Consider the following 17,664-nt stretch of genomic DNA (forward strand, 5'->3'; position numbering starts at 1 on the left):
TGGCCGGAACCGAAAGGACCAGCCATGCCCGCGCCCATCGAGATCTATACAACGCCCATTTGTGGCTTCTGCATGCGTGCCAAACGCCTGCTGGAGTCCAAAGGGGCAGACTTCACCGAAATCGACCTCTTCGAAGAGCCCGGCCGTCGCTCCGAAATGATGGATCGCGCCGGCGGTCGCCACACCGTTCCGCAGATATTCATCGGTGAAAGCCACGTTGGTGGCTGCGACGACCTTTTCGCGCTGGAGAGTGCGGGCAAGCTCGACCCGATGCTCGCCTGATGCGCGCCGCCGTCCTTCAGCTCACCAGCTCCGACGACCCCCTGGCAAACCTGCCGGTGACCCTCGCCATGGTCGACGACGCCGTGGCGCAGGGCGCCGATCTGATCTGCACGCCCGAAGTCACCAACTGCGTCTCCTCCAGCCGCCGCCGCCAGCAAGAGGTGTTGTGCCACGAGGCGGATGACCCAACGCTTGCCGCCTTCCGCGAGGCTGCCGCACGACACGGCAAGCACCTGCTTCTCGGCTCCATCGGCCTCAAGACGAATGACCCCGATGGCCGCTTCGCCAATCGCTCCTTCGTGATCGACCCGCAGGGAGAAATCATCGCGCGCTACGACAAGATTCACATGTTCGACGTGCAGTTGAGCGAGACAGAAACCTACCGCGAAAGCGCCGGGTATCGCCCCGGTAGCGTCTCTGTTCTGGCCGAAACCGCACTCGCGAAGATCGGCCTCACGATCTGCTATGATGTGCGCTTCCCCCACCTCCATCGCGGGTTGGCCAAGACCGGGGCACAGATCATCACCGTGCCCGCCGCCTTCTCGCCCGGCACCGGCCCCGCACACTGGCAACCGCTGCTTCAGGCCCGCGCGATCGAGACGGGCGCATTCGTGCTCGCCCCTGCCCAATGCGGCACCCATGCAGCCACAGAGGGCCGCAAGCGCAGTTCCCACGGCCATTCCCTCGTGGTGTCACCCTGGGGCGAGGTGCTGGCTGATGGCGGTGTCGCACCTAGTGTGATCACAGTTGACCTCGACCTCGCCGATGTAGACGATGCGCGCCAAAAGATCCCCGCCCTCACCCACGACCGCCCCTTTGAAGGCCCGTGAATGTCTGTTGAAACCTCCGATACCCTGGCCGTCGCGCTGTTTTCCGAGCTGCTCACCGCCGAGCAGTTGGCGCGCAACCGGATGTCGAAGGCGCTGCCCAAGGGCATGGAGATCAGCCACTTTTCGGTGCTCAACCACCTGGCCCACATCAATGAAGAGCGCAGCCCGGCCCAGCTGGCGCAGGCCTTTCACCTCACCCGCGGGGCCATGACCAACACGCTGAACAAGCTAGAATGGGCGGGCTACGTGCACATCCGCCCCGATTGGGACGATGCGCGCCGAAAGATGGTCTCCATCAGCCCGTCCGGCCGCTCCGCGCGCGACGCCGCCATTGCCTCGGTCAGCCCGGTCATCGCTGCGATCGTCGCCGAAATCGGCTCCGAGCGCGTTCGTGCGATGTTGCCGGTCATGCGCGAGTTGCGCCAGAAACTCGGCTCCCGCGAGGAGCCGTGACTATTCGGGCTTCACGCTGGCGGTAACGTAATTGACGCTCAGGTCACGGTCGCTCAGGCTCCAGCTCCAGCCCAGCGGGTTGAACACGAATCCCTTTTTGTCCACCGGCTCCAGCCCGGCGCCGCGCAACAGGTCATAGAGCTCATCCGGGGTGATGAACTTCTTCCAGTCATGCGTGCCCTTCGGCAACCAGCGCATCACCCATTCCGCCCCGACGATGGCCATGGCAAAGCTCTTCGGGTTGCGGTTGATGGTGGAACAAATCATCAGCCCGCCCGGCTTCAACAGCCTTTGACACGCCTGGATGTAATCCGGCGGCGAGGCGACATGCTCCACCACCTCCATGTTCAGAACCACGTCAAACTGCTCACCCGCCTCCGCCAGCGCCTCTGCGGTGGTGTGGCGATAGTCGATGTCGAGCCCCGACTGCTCGGCATGCACGCGCGCTACCGGGATGTTGCCAGCGGCGGCATCCGCGCCCACCACCCTGGCCCCCAAGCGCGCCATCGGCTCGCTCAGCAGGCCTCCGCCGCAGCCGATGTCCAGCACACGCAGCCCCGAAAAAGGCTCTGTTCCAGCCCGATCCCGGTCAAACTCGGCGGCGATCTGGTCGCAGATATAGTCCAGCCGACAGGGGTTCAGCATGTGCAACGGCTTGAACTTGCCCTCCGGGTCCCACCATTCCGCCGCTATCGCCTCGAACTTCGCCAGTTCTGCTGGGTCCGCCGTATCCACTGCCATCGAAATTCTCCTTCTCAACCCCATGGTCGCGGGCAACATCAGCCTATATAGCTCTGGCATGGATAGAAACGCGGGTCATAACAGCGCATATCGCCACCTCTACCCGGCACTCTCCCCGTTCGACCAACGGATGATTGATGTGCCGGGCGGCCATTCGATCTACGTCGAACAATGCGGCAACCCCGATGGCATCCCTGCCATCGTGCTCCATGGAGGCCCGGGCGGCGGCTGTTCGCCCGCCATGCGCCGCTACTTCGACCCGGAGCGCTATCGCATCGTGCTGTTCGACCAGCGCGGCTGTGGCCGGTCCCGACCGTTTGCGTCTGTAGAGAACAACACCACGCACGACCTGATCGCCGACATTGAGCGCATCCGCGAAATTCTTGGCATTGACCGCTGGGTGGTGTTCGGTGGCAGCTGGGGCGCCACGCTGTCCCTCCTCTACGCCCAGGCACACCCCGCCCACACTGCCTACCTCGTCCTGCGCGGCGTCTTCCTGATGACGCAGCGCGAGTTGAAGTGGTTCTACGGCGGCGGCGCGGCCCGGTTCTTTCCGGACGTGTGGCGGCGTTTCACCGAGTTCATCCCCGAAGCCGAGCACGGTGATTTCATCGCCGCCTACCACCGCCGCCTGTTCTCCGGCGACCTGATGGAAGAAACCCGCCTCGCACAGCGCTGGGCCGGGTGGGAAAATGCGCTCGCTTCGATGGAGAGCCACGGCCACATGGGCGAGGGCAGCGGCAGCTACGCCCGGGCGTTTGCGCGGATCGAAAACCACTACTTCTCCAACGCGGGCTTCCTGCGCGAAGACGGCCAGATCCTGCTCGACATGCCCGAAATCGCCCACATCCCTGGCACCGTGGTCCAGGGCCGGTATGATATGATCTGCCCCCCCGAAGCCGCCCAATCCCTCGTCGACCGCTGGCCCCGCGGCACCCTCAAGATGATCCCCAACGCCGGCCACGCCCTCTCGGAGCCGGGCATCTCGGCAGAGCTGGTGCGGACGACACGGGGCATTGCGAAGGCGCCGGAGCTTTACGGGTTCTGACTTTTTCGTTAACTGCGATTACCATTTACTCAGCGCACCTCGAATAATTTCGCTCTCTCGAAGCGCACCCAACCGACCTCAACTACGATACCAGAATTGCCCGAAGCGTTTGGCCTGCGCCAATAGGCTTTCGGCATTTTTTGCAGCCTCTCAAGTGCCGCGTCATATCCTTGGATCGTCTCTTCCTGACCCTTTGGGCCAATTCGAAAACCGCCTGACTTTTCGAGTCCTGGATGAAACAGGCTGCTATCTTTGGCAATTGGTACGAAGACCACCTGCTCGAAGTCTGTGGACGAGTGATCTGTAGGTTCGTCTTCCGCGTTGGACTGCCAAACTGACTCGAAAAAGTCGCGCCGATTAGCTAACCAAGCAATCGCGCTGCTTGCGGAGGCTCTACCTCCAACATTTTCCAGAACTTTGTCCGCCCCCGCCATTAGGTTTCGAACGCGGCCCTCTGACACGTTGCCCAACAAGGACAGCGACAATGGGTCAACGGAACCTTCTCCCCGGTCAATATTCCAGCGGGACAGCGCGAGGTTATAGACTTTCCCGATGACGTCCTCTGGAATTCGACCCGAACTTACAACACGGCTAGGCTCAACCTTAGCAATCCACTCCTCCAGCCGTTTCAGCCAGTTCTCAATTCGCGCTGGACGATGTTCAGGTGCCATCTCTGGGCTGACAACGCCATACCGCCCATAGAGTTCTAGCGAGGAGAGGTCTTGGCCAACTTCCCACCTTTCGGCGCATCCCGGCACAACCAAATCCAATGCCTCCCTCCAGTCGTCAGCCGACTCTCCAACATCTTCAGCGATCGGCTTAACGATTCGCAAAAGGTGAGGGTCGGCTTCTTCCGCACCCGTGATCTCAACTATCGCCTCGAAGAGCTCCCGGAGAATCTCTGCGAGTTGTGAGTCGTAGTCCCACGACAACGCATCCCCCTGGCCAAAGCGATCCTCGTAAAGGGCCAACCGATCTCCGACATTCATTTGGCTTGGCATTTGTGTTGCTCCTTATCTTGCCGCCATTCGCCGTAGCTGTGCGCGGACATGACGAAAATTCGCATTGGACGACGGCGTCGAAGGGGCAAAAAGTTCTCCGCAATCCGTCGCAATGACGTAATGTCCGCCGCCATTGATGGAGATCTCTCTACACTCGAGGCCTTCAGCCGCGATGAGCTTTCGATAGTCGCGAATTATCTTTCTCATAACGGCCTCCATGATAGCGTGATATCACACGTTAACCATAAATGGGGAGCAATGTCAACAATTGGTTACTACGTGAAAACACATCATCACGAAGGTAAGGAGTGAACTACAATCCCCCTTGCGATTCGCTCCGCACCGGCCTATATGCCCCTCAACAGCGGCAGCGTCGGCCTCCACCCCCGATGCTCCACCGGAAAATCCGACGGGCCGCAGCGCCCGTTTTTTTGTGCCCGAAAGGCCCCCAAGCACCCTATGACCGACCTCATCGCCAAGACCGGAATGGATCAGCGCATGGCCGAGATCGTCCAGCCCGTCATCGAGGGCATGGGCTTCGAGTTGGTGCGCCTGCGGCTGATGGGCGGCAAAACGGCGAACTTGCAGATCATGGCCGAGAAGCCCGAGGGCGGGATCGAGGTGGATGACTGCGCCCGCATCTCCACCGCCGTCTCCGCCGTGCTCGACGTCGAAGACCCGATCGAGGACGAATATACCCTTGAGGTCTCCAGCCCCGGCATCGACCGGCCTCTGACCCGGCTCAAGGATTTCGACCGCTGGGAAGGCTACGAGGCCAAGCTCGAAACCACCGAGATGATCGATGGCCGCCGCCGCTTCAAGGGCGAGCTTCAGGGCACCGAGGGCTCCGAAGTGCTCATCGAGATCGAAGAGCACGGCAAACCTATCACCATCGGCCTACAGTTCGACTGGCTCTCCGACGCCAAGCTCGTGCTGACCGATGATCTCATTCGCGACGTGTTGCGCCAGCGCAAGGATGCCGGCGAAGTCGACGAAACCCAATTTGACGAGGTGCAAACCCTCATGGACGGTCAGGAGGACAACTGATGGCCATTACTTCCGCAAACCAGCTCGAGTTGCTGCAAACCGCCGAGGCAGTCGCCCGGGAAAAGATGATCGACCCGGGCCTCGTGATCGAGGCGATGGAAGAGAGCCTCGCCCGTGCCGCCAAGTCGCGCTACGGCGCCGAGATGGACATTCGCGTGAGCATTGATCGCAAGACGGGCCGCGCCACCTTCACCCGCATCCGCACCGTCAAGGGCGAGCCGGAGCTGGAGAACTACCAGGCCGAGATGACCATCGAGGCCGCCAAGCAGACGTTGGGCACCCAGGGTAAGGATTACATCGTCGTCTCCGGCATGTCGCAGCCCGAGGCCGAGGATGAAGAGCCGCAGCCGATCCGCAGGTTCCTCCTGCGCACCCCCTCCGATCTGGACCGCGCCCTTGCCGAGGGCGTCGATCAGGATACCGCCCCCGCCGATGGCGACGAGCTGGTCGATGAGGTTCCGCCCGTCGAGATGGGCCGGATCGCCGCACAGTCGGCCAAGCAGGTCATCCTGCAAAAGGTCCGCGAAGCCGAGCGTGACCGCCAGTACGAAGAGTTCAAGGACCGCGCCGGCACCATCATCAACGGTCTGGTGAAGCGCGAAGAGTATGGCAACGTCATCGTCGATATCGGCGCGGGCGAAGCGGTGCTGCGCCGCAACGAGAAGATCGGGCGCGAAAGCTACCGCCCCGGCGACCGTATCCGGGTTTACATCAAGGACGTGCGCCGCGAGCAGCGCGGCCCGCAGATATTCCTCAGCCGAACCGCGCCCGAGTTCATGGCCGAGCTGTTCAAGATGGAAGTGCCCGAAATCTACGATGGCATCATCGAGATCAAGGCCGTCGCCCGTGATCCCGGCTCCCGCGCCAAGATCGCCGTCATCTCCTACGATGGCAGCATCGACCCGGTCGGTGCCTGTGTGGGTATGCGCGGCTCCCGCGTGCAGGCCGTGGTCAACGAGCTGCAAGGCGAGAAGATCGACATCATACCGTGGAATGACGATCAGCCCACCTTCCTCGTCAACGCCCTTCAGCCCGCCGAGGTCTCCAAGGTCGTGCTCGATGAAGAGGCCGGCAAGATCGAGGTCGTGGTGCCCGACGAGCAGCTTTCGCTCGCCATCGGCCGCCGTGGTCAGAACGTGCGCCTCGCCTCGCAGCTGACCGGGCTGGATATCGACATCCTCACCGAAGAAGAAGAGAGCGCCCGCCGTCAGGCCGAGTTCGAAGAGCGCACCAAGCTCTTCATGGATACGCTCGATCTGGATGAGTTCTTCGCCCAGCTTCTGGTGTCCGAGGGCTTCACCTCGCTCGAAGAGGTCGCCTATGTCGAGCTCGACGAGCTTCTGGTGATCGACGGCGTCGACGAAGGCACCGCAGGCGAGCTTCAGGCCCGGGCCCGCGATTTCCTCGAAGAGCAAAACCGCAAGGCGCTGGAACACGCCCGAGAGCTGGGCGTGGAAGACAGCCTGGTGAACTTCGAAGGCCTGACGCCCCAGATGATCGAGGCACTGGCCGAGGACGACGTGAAAACGCTGGAAGACTTCGCCACTTGCGCCGACTGGGAACTGGCAGGCGGCTGGACAACGGTGGATGGCGAGCGCGTAAAGGACGACGGCATCCTCGAAAAATTCGATCTCTCGCTGGAAGAGGCACAAGACATGGTGATGTCCGCCCGTATCGCGCTGGGCTGGGTCGATCCGGCGGAACTGGCCGCAGAGGATGAAGACGGCGACGCCTCCGAGGCCGCCGACGAAACCGAGGAGGCCGGAGCCTGATCTCAGGCTCCGGAACCGGGCCTGAGTCGCGGCGGCCGCGATAAGGAAAAAGGGGAAACCCCTGAACGTCGTTGCATTGCAACCGGCGAGGTTTCCCCTATATCCAAGCTGATCCGCTTTGTTGCCGGGCCGGCTGGCGAGGTCGTTCCCGACATCGCCGGAAAGCTGCCCGGCCGCGGTCTCTGGGTCACACCCGCCAGAGCCGCCCTCGAAAAGGCGATCAACAAGAAGCTCTTCTCCCGTGCCGCCAAGGCACAGCTGACCGTGCCCGAAGGGCTGATCGAGTTGGTCGAGCGCCTGTTGGTGAAGCGTGTGACAGATGGCATCGCACTGGCCCGAAAGTCGGGCAAGGCGGTTGCGGGATACGAGAAGGTTAAGGGCTGGCTCCTCATCGAAGAGGCGCGCGTACTGGTTCAGGCCTCCGACGGCTCCGAGCGCGGAAAGTCCAAGCTCAGCTCCCCGCCGGGAAAAGGAACCTTCATCGGCTGTCTGACTGCCAGCGAAATCGGTTTGGCATTCGGCAGAGAACATGTGATACACGCCGCTCTTGCGTCTGGTGGACTCACGAAGCGTGTTGTAGAAGACGCCGCAAAGCTTGGCGCTTTGCGCGAAGAAAGCGGGGATTATCCCCGGAAAGGACGAACATCGCATGAGCGATAGCGACGGCAAAAAAACCCTGGGCCTCCGTGGCGGTCCGCGCTCCGGCCAGGTGAAGCAGAGCTTCTCGCATGGGCGGACGAAGAACGTCGTGGTGGAAACCAAGCGCAAGCGCGTCGTGGTGCCCAAGCCCGGTGCGCCGACGGCTGGCTCCAAGGCTGCGGCAGCCGCTGGGTCTGACCCGTCCAAACGCCCCGCAGGCATTTCCGACGCCGAGATGGAGCGCCGGCTGAAGGCACTTGCCGCCGCCAAGGCGACAGAGGCCGAAGAGGCCAAGCGCCGCGAAGCCGAAGAGAAAGAGCGCGAGGCAGAGCGCCAGCGCCGCCGCGAGGAAGCCGAGGCCAAGGAGCGCGAAGAGCGCGAGCGCGAAGCCGCCCTCAAGGCCAAGGAAGAAGAGGACGCCCGCAAGAAGCGTGAGGCGGAAGAGGCGAAAGCCCGCGAGAAGGCAGAGCGCAACGCGCCGCCCGCAGCCGCAGCCGCTGCCGCCCAGCCTGGCCCCGCGCCCGCCGATGAAGGCGGCCGCAGTGGCGGTGGCCGCGCCGCGCCGCGTCGCGATGATCGGGACAACCGCGATAACCGCGATACCCGCGGCAAGGGCAGCCGCGACGATGGCGGTCGCCGGTCCGGCAAGCTGACCCTCAACCAGGCCCTTTCGGGCGGTGAAGGCGGGCGCCAGCGCTCTCTCGCTGCGATGAAACGCAAGCAGGAGCGTGCCCGGCAGAAGGCCATGGGCGGCGGCGAAAGCCGTGAGAAGGTCGTGCGTGACGTTCAGCTGCCCGAAACCATCGTCGTCTCCGAGCTGGCCAACCGCATGGCCGAACGGGTCGCGCTGGTGGTGAAGGCTCTCATGCAGAACGGCATGATGGTCACCCAGAACCAGGTCATCGACGCCGATACCGCCGAGCTGATCGTCGAAGAATTCGGTCACCGCGTTGTCCGCGTCTCCGATGCCGACGTTGAGCAGGTGATTGAAACCGCCGAGGACAAGGAAGAAGATCTCCAGCCGCGCGCGCCCGTCATCACCATCATGGGCCACGTCGACCACGGCAAAACTTCGCTGCTCGACGCCATCCGCGATGCCAAGGTGGTGTCCGGCGAGGCTGGCGGGATCACCCAGCACATCGGCGCCTACCAGGTCAAAACCGATAGCGGCGCCGTCCTGTCGTTCCTCGACACGCCGGGCCACGCCGCCTTTACCTCCATGCGCGCCCGTGGTGCGCAGGTGACAGACATCGTCGTGCTTGTCGTGGCCGCCGATGACGCGGTGATGCCGCAGACCATCGAGGCCATCAACCACGCCAAGGCCGCCAACGTGCCGATGATCGTGGCGATCAATAAGGTTGATCTTCCCGCCGCGAACCCCACCAAGGTGCGCACCGACCTGCTTCAGCACGAGGTGATCGTCGAGGAAATGTCGGGCGAGGTGCAGGATGTCGAAGTCTCTGCCCACACCGGCCAGGGCCTTGATGAGCTGCTGGAAGCCATCGCGCTTCAGGCTGAACTGCTCGAGCTCAAGGCCAACCCCGACCGTCCGGCACAAGGCGCGGTGATCGAGGCCCAGCTCGATGTGGGCCGCGGCCCGGTTGCCACCGTTCTCGTGCAGAACGGCACGCTCAAGCAGGGCGATATCTTCGTCGTGGGTGAGCAGTGGGGCAAGGTCCGTGCGCTCATCAATGACAAGGGCGACCGCGTGCAAGAGGCTGGCCCCTCCGTTCCCGTCGAGGTGCTCGGCCTCAACGGCACACCCGAGGCCGGCGATGTGCTCAACGTCGTCAGCTCCGAGGGTCAGGCCCGCGAGATCGCCGAGTATCGAGAGAACGCCGCCAAGGAGAAGCGCGCCGCCGCCGGTGCCGCGACGACCCTTGAGCAACTCATGCAGAAGGCCAAGGACGACAAGGACGTCGCCGAAATGCCCATCGTGGTGAAGGCCGACGTGCAGGGTTCTGCCGAGGCCATCGTTCAGGCGATGGAGAAGATCGGTAACGACGAGGTCCGAGTGCGCGTGCTGCACTCCGGCGTCGGCGCCATCACCGAAAGCGACATCGGCCTCGCCGAGGCCTCCGGTGCGCCAGTCTTCGGCTTCAACGTCCGGGCCAACGCGCCTGCACGTCAGGCCGCCAACCAGAAGGGCGTCGAGATCCGCTACTACTCGGTGATCTACGACCTGGTGGATGACGTGAAAGCCGCCGCCTCCGGCCTGCTCTCCGCCGAGATCCAGGAAGACTTCATCGGCTACGCCGAGATCCGCGAAGTCTTCAAGGTCACCGGCGTTGGCAAGGTCGCGGGCTGTCTGGTGACAGAAGGCGTCGCCCGCCGCTCCGCCGGCGTGCGCCTGCTGCGCGACGACGTGGTGATCCACGAAGGCACGCTGAAAACCCTGAAGCGCTTTAAGGACGAAGTGCCCGAGGTTCAGTCCGGCCAGGAATGCGGCATGGCCTTCGAGAACTACGACGACATTCGCCCGGGCGATGTCATCGAGATCTTCACCCGCAAGGAGGTCGAGCGCACGCTCGACTGATCTGCGGTAGGATTTGCGAGATCGGCCGCGTCCCTCACCGGGGCGCGGCCTTTTTTGTCAGTCGACCCGCGCGACGGGCTGGCAAGCCTCCGTCTCCATGGCGTCCCGGCAGGCTTCGATCCTAGTAAGATAGGTCTCCGCATAGGCGTCACCCTCCATCTGGCTTTCACGGGCCTTTTCGAGCCAGATATCCGCTTCCTCCGGGCGGTCGCTGCGTAGAAGCATGTAGGCTATGATCCCCTGCAAATAGGGTCTGCCCTCAGGATCGGCCCGATCAGCCTCCGCCCCTGCTTCCGCAAGCATCAGCGAAATGGCGTCCGGGTAGTCAAAAAAGGCCTTTTCCTCCTCCCAGTAGGCTTGCAGCAGCAACCCGAAGGTGACAGGCGATTTATCTTCGCCCAAAACCTGCGCCAGTTCGTAGGCCCGCAACCACGGCGACAGGCTCCTCATCGTGGCATAGTCATCACTGGCGATGAAGGCGCCGAGGGTCGCAACCTGATCCTCGCTGAAGTCCATGAACAACGGCAGGCCGTTGGTTGGGCACACGGGCAAGCGCGTGACAAATTCGCAGCTCGTCCGAGCGCGAAACGCCATGTCCCGCCCGAAGGTGGAGCAGCTGTGGGTGTCTGTGACAGTAAACACCTCACCCCCGACAGGGCAGGTCACCTCGGTTTCGTAGGGCGTTCCGGCATTGAGCGCGACGGGCGACAGCAGGAGAAGCGCGGCAAACAAAATCTTACGCAGCATGGAAAACAAAACCTCGAAAAATGAGCTCAGTATTGTCCTCGATGGTTCATCTCCCCGTCGCAGCCGGTCAAGCCCGCCTTGCAAGCTGCTCCTTTCCGGTACGATTTCGCTCCGAGGCCTGAGAAACGAAAAACCCGCACCTCCCGGCGCGGGCCATCACCAATTCAAAAGGCCGCGGGTCACGGCACGGGCGCCTTCACCGCACTTAAGCGGCGACGGTCTCCACCGGTCGCCCGGTGAAATCACGTTCCCCCACGCGCACGACAACGCGCCCATCTGCGAGCGCCTTCACAAAGGTGCCCTGAACCGAAACGCAGCTTCCAAGTACAATCGTTCGCAGCATTAAAGTGTCCCCTCAGGTAGGTTACCTAAAGGAAGGATAGCCGAGACCCGTTCGGTAATCATGTACAATTTGCGCGTGTTTGAGGTCTACGTGCACAAATTACAGGCATTTCGCTATGCCAAATCCAAAGCTTACGGTCAAAGCCCCGGATCAGAGCCAATCGCGGAGAATCGCCACCAGCGGCACGTCAGCGGGCGGCATCTGGTAGTCCCGCAGCTCATTCGCCCGCGCCCACTTGAGCGATTGGCCTTCCTTGCCCTGCGGCGTGCCCCCCCATTTGCGGCAGGCAAAGAGCGGCATCAGCAAGTGAAAGTCGTCGTAGCTGTGCGAGGCAAAGGTGAGCGGCGCAAGGCAGCTCTCCCATGTCTCGATCCCCAGTTCCTCGTGCAACTCCCGGATAAGCGCCGCCTCGGGCGTTTCGCCCTGCTCAACCTTGCCGCCCGGAAACTCCCAGAGCCCGGCCATGCTCTTGCCCTCAGGGCGCTGCGCCAGCAGTACCCGTCCGTCCACATCAATCAGCGCCACGGCGGCAACGAGCACCACCTTCATGAGCGGTAGTCGGCGTTGATCGAAATGTATCCGTGGGTCAGATCGCAGGTCCAGGCGGTGAACCGACCCTTGCCCAGCCCGAGATCCACCTTGATAACCAACTCGGGCAGCTTCATGTAGCCCGCCCCCTGCTCCTCGGAGTAGCCCGGCGCAACCCAGCCTCGCTCGGCCACCAGAACCTCGCCGAACTTGATCGTCAGCTTGTCTCGGTCGGCCTCTGCACCGCTCTTGCCAACGGCCATCACGATGCGGCCCCAGTTCGGGTCTTCCCCGGCGATCGCCGTCTTCACCAGCGGCGAGTTGGCGATGCTCATCGCCACCCGCTTTGCATCGGCATCATGGGCCGCGCCGGTGACCCGCACGGAGACGAACTTCGTGGCCCCCTCGCCGTCCTTCACCACCTGGTGGGCAAGGTCCTTCATCACGGCTTTCAACGCCGCTTCAAACTCGTCCGATCCGTCAACATCCACACCCGAGGCGCCGGTTGCCGCGCAGATCAGCGTGTCGGAGGTGGAGGTGTCGCCGTCCACGGTAATCGCGTTGAAGGTGGTCTCGTTCAACCCGCTCACCATCGCCTGAAGCGCATCGCGGCTGATCTTTGCGTCGGTGAAGATATACACCAGCATCGTCGCCATATCGGGTGCAATCATGCCCGAGCCCTTGGCAATGCCGGCAATCCTCACGGTTCCACCCTTCAGCGCCACTTCTCGGGTGGACCCCTTGGGGAAGGTGTCGGTCGTCATGATGGCCTTTGCCGCCAACCCAATGCCGGCCTCATCCAGGCCGCTCACCAGATCTCCCAGCTTGGAGGTGATCCTGTCATGCGGCAGGCGTTCCCCGATCACGCCGGTCGAAGCGGTAAACACGCGGTGCTTGGGCACATCGGCGGCCTCGGCCACGGCCGTGCAGATGGCTTCCACGCTTTCCTGCCCGGCCCCGCCGGTGAAGGCGTTGGAGTTGCCGGAGTTGACCAGAATGGCCGCGCCGGCCTCGCTGCTCTTGCGCAGCTTGGCCTCGCAGTCCCGCACCGGGGCCGAGCGGGTGGCAGACCGGGTGAACACACCGGCCACCACGCTGCCCGGATCAAGCAGGGCCAGCATCACATCGAGCCGGCCCTGGTAGCGCACCCCGGCCTCCACGGCGGCAAACTTCACACCCCCGATCACGGGCAGATCGGGGAAGCTCTCAGGCGCCAGCGGCGATACCGGGTATTTTCCCATCAGTCCTCCAGAAGGCTGAAATCATTGAGCGCGGACGCCGGAATGGTGCCCTCGGGCTTTTCGACGCCCGCCTTTTCCACCGCATCCGCGATCACCTTGTCAACGGCGGCGCGTTGCACTTCCTCGGTCAGTTGATCCTTCACGGCGGCCATGTCGGGCTTGTCCTTCAGCCGGGTCTCGTTGAGCATGATCACATGCCAGCCAAACTGGGTCTGGATCGGGTCGCTCACCTCGCCGGCCTTCATCGCCATGACGGCGGTCTCGAATTCCGGCACCATCATGCCCGCGCTGAACCAGCCCAGGGCACCGCCATTGGGGCCCGACGGGCCGGTGGATTTGACCTTGGCAACCTCGGCAAACTCGGCGCCCGCCTCAACTTCTTCCTTCACCGCCTGGGCCTCTTCCTCGGTTTCAACGAGGATATGCGCGGCGTTCCACTCCCGCTGCGGCTCGGCATCGGCGTAGATCTCTTCGTACTTGGCCTCCAGCGCCTCATCGGTGACGGCGGCCAGCGCCGCGGCTTCCAGAACGTCTCCTGCAAGGTAACCGCTGCGCTGGTTCTCCAGCGTCAGTTCGGTCTCCTTCGAGGGCTCACCCGCTTCCTGGGCCAGTGCGTTCTGCTGAACGAGTTGCTCCAGAATGCCGTCCCACAGCACTTCGGGGGGCAGCTGGGCGTATTGCTCGGGCAGCGTCTTGCGTGCCACGATCATGTGCCCAACGGTAATATCCACGCCGCCCACGGTCGCCACCACGGTCTCGGCCGTCACATCGGCCACTTCAGCTGCGGCCGTCTCGGGGGCGGCCTCCTCGGCGGTCTCAGCTTCCTGCGCCGTCGCAGCGGCACCTGCGGCCATCGCCACAATGGCTGCCAGCGCGATCGTCTTGGGGAAGGTCATACATCTACTCCTGCTCGGCCGCCCTTGCGGCGGCGTTGACACTATGGGTCTCGGGTCTTACATCGCCTTGTGTTCTAAGGCGCAAGCCCGTTTCCCTGCCCGCGTTTCTATGAGGGCAGGCGAAGGGCGGCAAGCGCGATCAGCCACACAAAACCGTCAAGGCAGGGCGAGCGGAGAAATTATGCTGGGTCTGGGTACCGTCGCGAAAAAGGTCTTTGGCACCGCCAATGACCGCAAGATCAAGTCCACCCGTCCGCTGGTCGAAAAGATCAACGCGCTGGAACCGGAGTTCGAGAAACTCTCCGACGAAGGGCTGAAAGAGAAAACCGAAGAGCTGGCCAAGCGCGCCATGGGCGGCGAGAGCCTTGATGCGCTCCTGCCCGAGGCCTTCGCCAACTGCCGCGAGGCCGCCAAACGGGCGCTGGGCCTGCGCGCCTTCGACGTCCAGCTCATGGGCGGCATCTTCCTGCACGAGGGCAACATTGCCGAGATGAAGACGGGCGAGGGCAAAACCCTTGTCGCCACTTTCCCCGCCTATCTCAACGCGCTCACTGGCAAGGGCGTGCATGTCGTCACCGTCAACGATTACCTCGCCAAGCGTGACGCCGAGTGGATGAGCAAGGTCTACAACGCTCTGGGCCTCACCTGCGGTGTCGTCTACCCGCAGCAGCCCGATGGCGAGAAACAGGCCGCCTACGCTGCCGACATTACCTACGCCACCAACAATGAGCTGGGCTTCGACTACCTGCGCGACAACATGAAATCCGAGCTGAACCAGATGTACCAGCGCGGCCACAACTTCGCGATCGTCGACGAGGTGGACTCGATCCTCATCGACGAGGCGCGCACGCCGCTCATCATCTCCGGCCCGTCGCAGGACCGGTCCGAGCTCTACATGACGCTCGACAAGGTGATCCCTTCGCTGACCGAAGAGCATTACACCGTCGACGAGAAAACCCGCAACGTCACCCTCACCGACGAGGGCAACGAATTTCTCGAGACCCGGCTGCTCGCCGAAGGCATCCTGCCCGAGGGCCAGTCGCTCTACGATCCTGAAAGCACCACCATCGTCCACCACGCCACCCAGGCGCTCAAGGCCCACAAGGTTTTCCAGAAGGACAAGGACTATATCGTCCGCAACGGCGAGGTGATGCTGGTGGACGAGTTTACCGGCCGGATGATGGCCGGGCGGCGCCTGTCGGACGGTCTGCACCAGGCCATCGAGGCGAAAGAGGGCTGCGAGATCCAGCCCGAAAACGTCACACTCGCCTCCGTCACCTTCCAGAACTACTTCCGCCTCTACGACAAGCTCGGCGGCATGACCGGCACCGCGCTCACCGAGGCCGACGAATTTGCCGAGATCTACAAGCTCGGCGTGGTCGAGGTGCCCACCAACAAACCCATCGCCCGGAAAGACGATCACGACGCCGTCTATCGCACCGTCCGCGAAAAGTATGACGCCATCGTCGAGCGTGTCGGCAAGGCGAACGAAAAGGGCCAACCGGTTCTGCTCGGCACCACCTCCATCGAGAAGTCAGAGATCCTCTCTCAACTGCTCGAAAAGGCCGGCATCAAGCACAACGTTCTAAACGCCCGCCAGCACGAACAGGAAGCCCAGATCGTGGCCGACGCCGGCAAGCTGGGGTCGGTGACCATCGCCACCAACATGGCCGGGCGCGGCACCGACATCAAACTGGGCGGCAACGTCGAATTCAAGATCATGGAGGCCATCGCCGCCGACCCGGAGGGCGACCCCGAGGAAATCCGTGCCCGGATCGAAGCCGAGCACGAGTCCGACGAACAGAAGGTGAAAGACGCGGGCGGCCTCTTTGTTCTGGCCTCCGAGCGCCACGAGAGCCGCCGGATCGACAACCAGCTGCGCGGTCGCTCCGGCCGCCAGGGCGACCCGGGCCGCACCTCCTTCTACCTCTCGCTCGAAGACGACCTGATGCGCATCTTCGGCTCCGAACGTCTCGATGCCGTGCTGTCGCGCCTCGGGATGAAGGAGGGCGAGGCCATCATCCACCCCTGGGTGAACAAGTCGCTCGAGCGCGCGCAGGCCAAGGTCGAGGGCCGCAACTTCGACATCCGCAAGCAGCTTCTCAAGTTCGATGACGTGATGAACGACCAGCGGAAGGTCATCTTCAAGCAGCGCCGCGAGATCATGGAAACCAAGGATCTCTCCGAGATCGTTGCCGACATGCGCCACGAGGTGGTCGACGACCTGGTGGATGAATACATGCCGCCAAAAACCTACGCTGACCAGTGGGAAGCCGAAAAGCTTTACGCCGCCTGCATCGAGAAACTCGCCATCGACGTGCCCGTCATCGACTGGGCGCAGGAAGAGGGCGTCGATCAGGATGAAATCGCCGAACGTCTCTGCAAGGCCTCCGACGAGATGATGGCCAAGAAGGCCGCCGAGTTCGGCCCCGAGACGATGCGCAACATCGAAAAGCAGGTTCTGCTGCAAACCATCGATGGCAAATGGCGCGAGCACCTGCTCACGCTGGAGCATCTGCGCTCGGTCATCGGCTTCCGTGGCTATGCCCAGCGTGATCCGCTCAATGAGTATAAAACCGAGGCCTTCCAGCTCTTCGAGAGCATGCTCGACAGCCTGCGCGAGGAGGTTGCCCAGAAACTCGGCCAGATCCGTCCGCTTTCTGAAGACGAACAGGCCCAGCTGATGCAGCAGCTCGCAGCACAGCGGCAGACTCTTGACGCCGCTGCCGAGCAGAGCGACGCTGGCCAGGCGGCACCCGCCGAAGGGGCCGCGCCTGGGTTTGACGAGGCCGACCAATCAACTTGGGGCAATCCGGGGCGGAACGATCTCTGCCCCTGCGGTTCGGGCAAGAAATTCAAGCACTGCCACGGCGCGCTCGTCTGACTCGTTTCCAGCGGCGAAACAATAATTGAGGCGGCTTTGTGGCCGCCTCGCCCTGCTTTTCGCCAATGATGTGGACTCGACGTCAGGCAACCCCAAGATACTGGCCTTAAATGACTGAACTAAGGCGATAAACGGCCAGAATATGCCCCGGTCGCGCCAAACTCCCCTGTCATCAATAGCCTCTAACGTCCTAGGGGTGACGGAGGGAAATATGCAGATTGACACGAGGCTCAAAGAGCGGCTGGTGACGGCTGGCTCCGTGTTCGCAATTGCGCTTGGCACGGGCTTTCTGATGCAACAGCTCAGTCCTGTGGCCGACCGGTTCGCAAGTAGTAGTGCCAGTAGCGTGGCTCCGGCTCCGACCGCGCCCGCAATCGAGGCGCTCCAGCCACTGTCCTCCGCCCTGCCCAAGCGCCCTTCCGAGGCTGATGCAGGGCCTGCCGCTGAGGATGAAGCCGCAATTGATGGCCCCATGCAGGTAGAGGCCGATGCCCAGCCACATGAAGACGCCGCATTGCCCCAGCCGGTAACGCAGCCGCGCCAAGCCTTCCGCCGTGCGCCGCAACGGCTGGCCGCGCCTCTGCCCGGCACCCCGCCGCGCCCGTTGATCCTGATCGATCACACCTGAGCAAAGACAAGCCGCCGCGCACCCGTGCTGCGCTTCTCACCCGCTGCG

17 protein-coding genes are annotated in these 17,664 nt (G+C 63.0%); 10 read left to right on the forward strand and 7 right to left on the reverse strand.

Annotated elements, in window-relative coordinates; genetic code table 11:
* Nucleotides 1-24: 24 nt before the first annotated feature.
* From grxC to DYI42_RS01665, 3 genes are read left to right on the forward strand one after another with little or no spacing between them, the layout of a single operon-like run.
* Nucleotides 25-282 carry a glutaredoxin 3 gene (grxC, locus tag DYI42_RS01655; protein ID WP_213544168.1) on the forward strand — a complete coding sequence of 86 codons (258 nt, stop codon included), beginning with the start codon at nt 25-27 and terminating at the stop codon, nt 280-282.
* Nucleotides 282-1,112 (forward strand): carbon-nitrogen hydrolase family protein, encoded by an 831-nt coding sequence (locus tag DYI42_RS01660; RefSeq protein WP_213544169.1) that lies wholly within the window; start codon nt 282-284, stop codon nt 1,110-1,112. Before grxC ends, DYI42_RS01660 begins: the two co-directional genes overlap by 1 nt.
* Nucleotides 1,113-1,565 carry a MarR family winged helix-turn-helix transcriptional regulator gene (locus tag DYI42_RS01665; protein ID WP_213544170.1) on the forward strand — a complete coding sequence of 151 codons (453 nt, stop codon included), beginning with the start codon at nt 1,113-1,115 and terminating at the stop codon, nt 1,563-1,565. It begins immediately after the preceding gene.
* Here DYI42_RS01665 and ubiG read toward each other — a convergent pair whose 3' ends face one another.
* Nucleotides 1,566-2,306 carry a bifunctional 2-polyprenyl-6-hydroxyphenol methylase/3-demethylubiquinol 3-O-methyltransferase UbiG gene (gene ubiG / locus DYI42_RS01670; protein WP_213544171.1) on the reverse strand — a complete coding sequence of 247 codons (741 nt, stop codon included), beginning with the start codon at nt 2,304-2,306 and terminating at the stop codon, nt 1,566-1,568.
* A 58-nt stretch (nt 2,307-2,364) separates the two neighbouring features.
* Here ubiG and pip point away from each other — a divergent pair, with 58 nt between their 5' ends.
* The gene (pip, locus tag DYI42_RS01675; RefSeq protein ID WP_213544172.1) at nt 2,365-3,354 is read left to right on the forward strand and encodes a prolyl aminopeptidase; all 990 of its coding nucleotides are present in this window, start codon (nt 2,365-2,367) and stop codon (nt 3,352-3,354) included.
* 29 nt (nt 3,355-3,383) lie between these two features.
* Here pip and DYI42_RS01680 read toward each other — a convergent pair whose 3' ends face one another.
* On the reverse strand, nt 3,384-4,355 hold the full coding sequence (locus DYI42_RS01680; RefSeq protein WP_213544173.1) for a hypothetical protein: 972 nt from the start codon (nt 4,353-4,355) through the stop codon (nt 3,384-3,386).
* Nucleotides 4,356-4,814: 459 nt separating this feature from the next.
* Between DYI42_RS01680 and rimP the strand changes: the two genes are divergently transcribed.
* The 4 genes from rimP to infB are packed head-to-tail and all read left to right on the forward strand — an operon-like array spanning nt 4,815 to nt 10,349.
* Nucleotides 4,815-5,402 carry a ribosome maturation factor RimP gene (gene rimP, locus DYI42_RS01685; protein ID WP_213544174.1) on the forward strand — a complete coding sequence of 196 codons (588 nt, stop codon included), beginning with the start codon at nt 4,815-4,817 and terminating at the stop codon, nt 5,400-5,402.
* Entirely contained in the window at nt 5,402-7,174 is a 1,773-nt protein-coding gene (nusA, locus tag DYI42_RS01690) for a transcription termination factor NusA (RefSeq protein WP_213544175.1), read from the forward strand. The genes rimP and nusA overlap by 1 nt, the downstream gene beginning before the upstream one ends.
* Before the next feature lie 21 nt (nt 7,175-7,195).
* Complete coding sequence (locus DYI42_RS01695; RefSeq protein ID WP_213544219.1) at nt 7,196-7,834, forward strand: RNA-binding protein; 639 nt, start codon at nt 7,196-7,198, stop codon at nt 7,832-7,834.
* The gene (gene infB / locus DYI42_RS01700; protein ID WP_213544176.1) at nt 7,824-10,349 is read left to right on the forward strand and encodes a translation initiation factor IF-2; all 2,526 of its coding nucleotides are present in this window, start codon (nt 7,824-7,826) and stop codon (nt 10,347-10,349) included. Before DYI42_RS01695 ends, infB begins: the two co-directional genes overlap by 11 nt.
* Before the next feature lie 57 nt (nt 10,350-10,406).
* Here the strand turns inward: infB and DYI42_RS01705 are convergent, their stop codons facing one another.
* The 5 genes from DYI42_RS01705 to DYI42_RS01725 all read right to left on the reverse strand — a co-directional run bounded on the left by DYI42_RS01705 (nt 10,407) and on the right by DYI42_RS01725 (nt 14,104).
* On the reverse strand, nt 10,407-11,096 hold the full coding sequence (locus tag DYI42_RS01705) for a hypothetical protein (RefSeq protein ID WP_213544177.1): 690 nt from the start codon (nt 11,094-11,096) through the stop codon (nt 10,407-10,409).
* Nucleotides 11,097-11,301: 205 nt separating this feature from the next.
* Nucleotides 11,302-11,439 carry a hypothetical protein gene (locus tag DYI42_RS01710; RefSeq protein ID WP_213544178.1) on the reverse strand — a complete coding sequence of 46 codons (138 nt, stop codon included), beginning with the start codon at nt 11,437-11,439 and terminating at the stop codon, nt 11,302-11,304.
* Nucleotides 11,440-11,589: 150 nt separating this feature from the next.
* On the reverse strand, nt 11,590-11,988 hold the full coding sequence (gene mutT / locus DYI42_RS01715; protein ID WP_213544179.1) for an 8-oxo-dGTP diphosphatase MutT: 399 nt from the start codon (nt 11,986-11,988) through the stop codon (nt 11,590-11,592).
* Nucleotides 11,985-13,208 (reverse strand): bifunctional glutamate N-acetyltransferase/amino-acid acetyltransferase ArgJ, encoded by a 1,224-nt coding sequence (argJ, locus tag DYI42_RS01720; RefSeq protein WP_213544180.1) that lies wholly within the window; start codon nt 13,206-13,208, stop codon nt 11,985-11,987. Before argJ ends, mutT begins: the two co-directional genes overlap by 4 nt.
* Nucleotides 13,208-14,104, reverse strand: coding sequence for a peptidylprolyl isomerase (locus DYI42_RS01725; RefSeq protein ID WP_244867407.1), 897 nt, complete (start codon nt 14,102-14,104; stop codon nt 13,208-13,210). The genes argJ and DYI42_RS01725 overlap by 1 nt, the downstream gene beginning before the upstream one ends.
* 181 nt (nt 14,105-14,285) lie before the next feature.
* Here DYI42_RS01725 and secA point away from each other — a divergent pair, with 181 nt between their 5' ends.
* Complete coding sequence (secA, locus tag DYI42_RS01730) at nt 14,286-16,988, forward strand: preprotein translocase subunit SecA (protein WP_213544181.1); 2,703 nt, start codon at nt 14,286-14,288, stop codon at nt 16,986-16,988.
* A gap of 211 nt (nt 16,989-17,199) precedes the next feature.
* Nucleotides 17,200-17,616 carry a hypothetical protein gene (locus DYI42_RS01735; RefSeq protein WP_213544182.1) on the forward strand — a complete coding sequence of 139 codons (417 nt, stop codon included), beginning with the start codon at nt 17,200-17,202 and terminating at the stop codon, nt 17,614-17,616.
* Nucleotides 17,617-17,664 lie beyond the last annotated feature (48 nt).

It is taken from the genome of Vannielia litorea (assembly GCF_018424695.1).
GTDB classification, from domain to species: Bacteria; Pseudomonadota; Alphaproteobacteria; order Rhodobacterales; family Rhodobacteraceae; genus Vannielia; species Vannielia litorea_A.